This window comes from Acidovorax sp. HMWF018 (assembly GCF_003061035.1).
Classification (GTDB): Bacteria; Pseudomonadota; Gammaproteobacteria; order Burkholderiales; family Burkholderiaceae_C; genus Acidovorax; species Acidovorax delafieldii.
In genome coordinates, this window is the sequence record NZ_QAIM01000597.1 from 1 (window position 1) to 4,120 (window position 4,120).

Annotated in this window: 3 protein-coding genes; 1 reads left to right on the forward strand and 2 read right to left on the reverse strand. The window is 70.1% G+C overall.

The genetic code is table 11. The features are described from left to right. Positions 1–579 (reverse strand): aldehyde dehydrogenase family protein (locus DBR23_RS25490; RefSeq protein WP_146191446.1); only part of this gene is annotated, 579 nt, incomplete at its 3' end. A gap of 313 nt (positions 580–892) precedes the next feature. Between DBR23_RS25490 and DBR23_RS25495 the strand changes: the two genes are divergently transcribed. Further along, complete coding sequence (locus DBR23_RS25495) at positions 893–2,851, forward strand: sigma-54-dependent Fis family transcriptional regulator (protein ID WP_108499956.1); 1,959 nt, start codon at positions 893–895, stop codon at positions 2,849–2,851. A 142-nt stretch (positions 2,852–2,993) separates the two neighbouring features. On the opposite strand, the gene DBR23_RS25500 is transcribed toward DBR23_RS25495, so the two are convergent. Next, positions 2,994–4,120: ATP-binding protein (locus DBR23_RS25500; protein WP_233250747.1), on the reverse strand; the 1,127-nt coding region annotated here is incomplete at its 5' end.

A 4,120-nucleotide genomic window follows, 5' to 3' on the forward strand; every position in this document is an offset into this window, starting at 1 on the left:
GGACTCTGCAGGCTTGAGCACCACGCAGTTGCCGGCACCCAGCGCGGGGGCCAGCTTCCAGGCGGCCATCAGGATGGGGAAGTTCCACGGAATGATCTGGCCCACCACGCCCAGCGGTTCCTGGATGTGGTACGCCACGGTGTTCTCATCGATGTTGGACAGCGCCCCTTCTTGCGCACGCACGCAGCCCGCAAAGTAGCGGAAGTGGTCCACGGTGAGCGGGATGTCGGCGTTCAGCGTCTCGCGAATGGCCTTGCCGTTGTCCACGGTTTCGGCATAGGCCAGGCGCTCCAGGTTTTCTTCGATGCGGTTGGCGATCTTGAGCAGGATGTTGGCGCGCGTGGCGGCATCGGTCTTGCCCCAGGCGTCGGCTGCGGCGTGGGCGGCGTCCAGTGCCAGCTCGATGTCTTCGGCCGTGGAGCGCGCAGCCTGGGTGTAGACCTTGCCGCTCACGGGCGTGATGACATCAAAGTACTGGCCCTTGACGGGCGGCACGAATTTGCCGCCGATGAAGTTGTCGTAACGGGGCTTGTAGGTGATCTTGGCGCCAGCGGCGCCGGGGGCTGCGTAAACGGTCATGGTGTTGTCTCCTTCGATGGTTGTGTGCATCGGGCGGATTCGGTGGAGCCCGTCCGATGCCAACTCCTTACTCAAAACACATGCCAGCAGGCCACGGCGCGCGAAGTGTTGATTTCATTGGATTTTTTCGGCAGCCCAGGGCGGACACCTGTTGCAGCCGCCCGCATCGCGGTGTGCCGGGCCGCGACACCTGTCACGAAATGGAACAGTTGGCACACCGCTTGCGCCCACACCCTTGCCCCGCGCCGTCGAGCCCGCCATACTGGCCCACACACCACAAGCGGGCCGCCCTGAGCCCGCACGGAGACAAAGCGTGCGCCCCAACACTTCCCCCGTCGCCCTGCGACAGGCCCGCCAGCACCTGCTGGACTCTGGCCAGTGCCCCAGCGGCCTGGTGGACGAGCGCCTGGCGCGCTCCTGGTCGCGCAGCATGGCGGCCGGCCTGCTGCCCACCGGGCGGCCGCAGGCCATCGACCACCCCAGCAGCGGCACACTGCGCCAGGTGCTGGCCAGCAACCCCGAGCTGCTCGCGCATTCGCGGCCGGTGATGGAATATCTGTTCGAGCAAGTGCGCCACAGCCAGAGCGTGGTGGTGCTGGCCGACCGGCGCGGCATGCTCATGCACACGCTGGGCGATCCGTACTTTGTGGACAAGGCCGAGCGCGTGGCGCTGACCAGCGGTGCCTCCTGGCACGAGGCCCACCGGGGCACCAATGCCATCGGCACGGCGCTGGCCGAGGCCTGCGCGGTGGAGGTGCACGGCGGCGAGCATTTTCTGGAACGCAACAACTTTCTCACCTGCGCGGCTTCGCCCATCCTGTCGGCCACGGGCGAGTTGCTGGGCATCCTCGACATTTCGGGCGACTACCGCCACGGCCACGCCCACACGCTGGGCCTGGTGAGCACGGCCGCCCGCATGATCGAAAACCGCCTGCTGGCGGCCACCTGCAAACGCAACACCCGGCTGCACCTGCACAGCGCGCCCGAGGGCATTGGCAGCGTGGCCGAGGGCATCGTGGCCGTGTCGGCCGACGGCTGGATCGTAGGTGCCAACCGCGTGGCGCTGGCGCAGCTGGGCCTGCATGCGGGGGACGTGGGCGCCATCTTGCTGGAGCGGGTGCTGGACGTGCGGCTGGATGACCTGCTCTCGCACCACAAGCGCCGCCCCCAGCAGCCGCAGGCCTTGCGCACACTGCAAGGCGCCTTGCTGTTTGCCCAGGTGCAGATGGACGCCGCCTGGGTCCCCACCCCCACACGGCCCACCGCTGCGGCGGCTGCTGCGCCCCAGCAAGACGCCCTGGCCCAGCTGGACACTGGCGACGCCCGCTGGCGCGCCGCCGCCGACAAGGCCCGCCGCGTGGTGGGCAAACCGATTGCGGTGCTGGTGCAGGGCGAGTCGGGCGTGGGCAAGGAGGTGTTTGCGCGCGCGCTGCACGCCAGCGGCCCGCGCCGCGATGCGCCGTTTGTGGCCATCAACTGCGCAGCCATCCCCGAGCACCTGATCGAATCCGAACTCTTCGGCCATGTGGCCGGTGCCTTCACCGGCGCGCGCAAGGAGGGCCACCTGGGCCGCCTGCGCGAGGCCCATGGCGGCACGCTGTTCCTCGACGAAATCGGCGACATGCCGCTGGCCCTGCAGACCCGCCTGCTGCGTGTGCTGCAAGAGCGCAGCGTGACGCCCGTGGGCGCCAGCAAGGCCGTGCCGGTGGACTTTGCGCTGGTCTGCGCCACGCACAACCAGCTCATGCAGGCGGCGGAACAGGGGCGCTTTCGGCAAGACCTGTACTACCGCATCAACGGCCTCACCGTGCAACTGCCCGCGCTGCGCGAGCGCAGCGACTTTGTGGCGCTGCTGCAGCGCCTGCTGGCCAACCTGACCACCGAGCAGGGCCTGGGTTTTGAGGTGCAGGTGGCGCCCGACCTGCTGGCCCGCCTGGCCGCCTACCCCTGGCCCGGCAACCTGCGTCAGCTGGCCAATGTGCTGCGCACGGCCTGCGCCATGCTGGCCGAGGGCGAAGACACCCTGGGCTGGGAGCACATGCCCGACGACCTGGTGCAGGCCCTCACGGCGGTGCCCCCCGGCCCGCGCAGCGACGCCGTAGTGGGCCCGGGCGTGGACGGCCTGCCAGCCAGCCTGAGCCTGCAGCAGCTGTCCCAGGCCGCCATCGACCAGGCGCTGCAGGCCGCGCGCGGCAACATGTCGCAGGCGGCGCGCCAGCTGGGCATCAGCCGCCAGACGCTGTACCGCAAGCTGAAGATGCCGGTGGCCTGAGGGCATGCCGGGTTCGGTAGATTGCTATTGATTTAGGAGCTTTTGCCACATATCGCACTAGCGCTTGCGGCACTTTTGGCTGAATTTTCACTGCGCTGCATGCCCAGGGCGTGCGCAGGGCGCGCCTGGTGGTATCAACCTCTCAGGCCTGCCCGCCCCGTGGCAACACCAGCCGCGCGCGCAGCCCCGTGCCCGGCGCGCTGAACAGCTCCAGCCGCCCGCCGTGGCTGCGCACCACGCGTTCCACGATGGCCAGGCCCAGCCCCGCGCCCGGCGCGCCCGAACGTGCCGCGCCATCGCCGCGCGCAAAAGGCTGGCGGATGCGGTCCAGCTCTGCCGGGGCGATGCCGGGGCCCTGGTCCTGCACCTCCAGCCACACGCCGTCGGCATCCGCCCCCGTGCGCAGCAGCACCGGCGGCGTGCCGTGGCGCCAGGCGTTTTCCACCAGGTTGTCCAGCGCGCGGCGCAGGGCCTGGGGGCGCACCGGCACGTCAGGCAGCGTGCCCAGCGCCAGCCGCACGGTGCGTCCATGGTCGGCCTGCGCCTCGGCCACGGCCTGGGCCAGGTCGTTGAGCGATGCCGGGGTGGGCACCTCGGCCTCGCCTGCGTTGGAACCGACCCGCGCAAACTGCAGGAACTGGCCCACGATGCCGTCCATCTCGTCGATGCTGCGGGCCATGCTCGCGGCCAGCGGGGCATCCACCTGTGCACCGGCAATCTCCACGCCCAGGCGCAGCTTGGTCAGCGGGGTGCGCAGGTCGTGCGACACCCCGGCCAGCATCAATGCGCGTTCCTGCTCGGTCGCGGCCAGGCTGTGCGCCATGTGATTGAAGCTGCGGCCCACGGTGGCGATTTCTTCGGGTCCGTCTTCGGGCAGGGGTGCTGGGGGCTGGCCCTGCGCCAGCTGCCGGGCCGCCGCCACCACCTGCGCCAGTGGGCGGTTGATGTGCCGCTGCAGCCACCAGGCCCCCAGCAGCGCCAGCAGCATGCTGGCCAGCGTGGCGGCCAGCCAGGCGCCGGTGAACTCGCGCGTGGGGAACACGCTGGGCAGGTTCAGCCAATAAGTCTCCGCTCCCTCCGGCCCCTGGTGCACCACACGCAGGGCCAGCACGCCCGTGCTGTCGCGGCGCCATACGGGTTGTGGTGGCTGTGATGCTGGTGTTGCCACATCGTCCGCCCCCAGGCGGCGCGACACCGCCTGCACAAACTGCCGCTCCATGGGCGACAGCAGCGCACGCCGCGCAGCGTTCTCCGCCGCCACCGGCGGGG